Genomic DNA, 517 nt, shown 5'->3' on the forward strand with positions numbered 1-517 from the left:
TTACAATCAGTGATCAAGAGTATCGTGACTTTAGCCGTTTTCTAGAATCGCAATGTGGCATCGTATTAGGCGATAGCAAACAATACCTCGTGCGCAGCCGACTGAGTCCTCTAGTGACTAAGTTCAAGCTTGCGTCGTTGTCTGATTTGCTACGCGATGTTGTTGCTGGCCGCAATCGTGAACTGCGTATTGCTGCTGTGGATGCGATGACGACTAACGAAACCTTGTGGTTTCGAGATACTTATCCGTTCACGGTTTTAGCTGACAAACTATTGCCAGAAGTTGCGGCAAATAAACGTCCAATTAAAATTTGGTCTGCGGCCAGTTCATCTGGTCAAGAACCTTATTCAATCGCGATGACAATTCTGGAAACGCAACAGCGTAAGCCAGGTTTGCTGCCAAGTGTTTCCATCACGGCGACGGACATTTCTGCAAGCATGCTCGAAATGTGTCGTGCAGGTGTGTATGACAACCTTGCTCTAGGTCGTGGCCTTTCGCCTGAGCGTCGCCGCACTTT

1 protein-coding gene is annotated in these 517 nt (G+C 48.0%); it reads left to right on the plus strand.

From position 1 onward, the window contains the following. Nucleotides 1–517 (plus strand): CheR family methyltransferase (locus R7R24_RS30455; RefSeq protein WP_318120680.1); only part of this gene is annotated, 517 nt, incomplete at both ends.

This window comes from Vibrio sp. 704, from assembly GCF_033339295.1.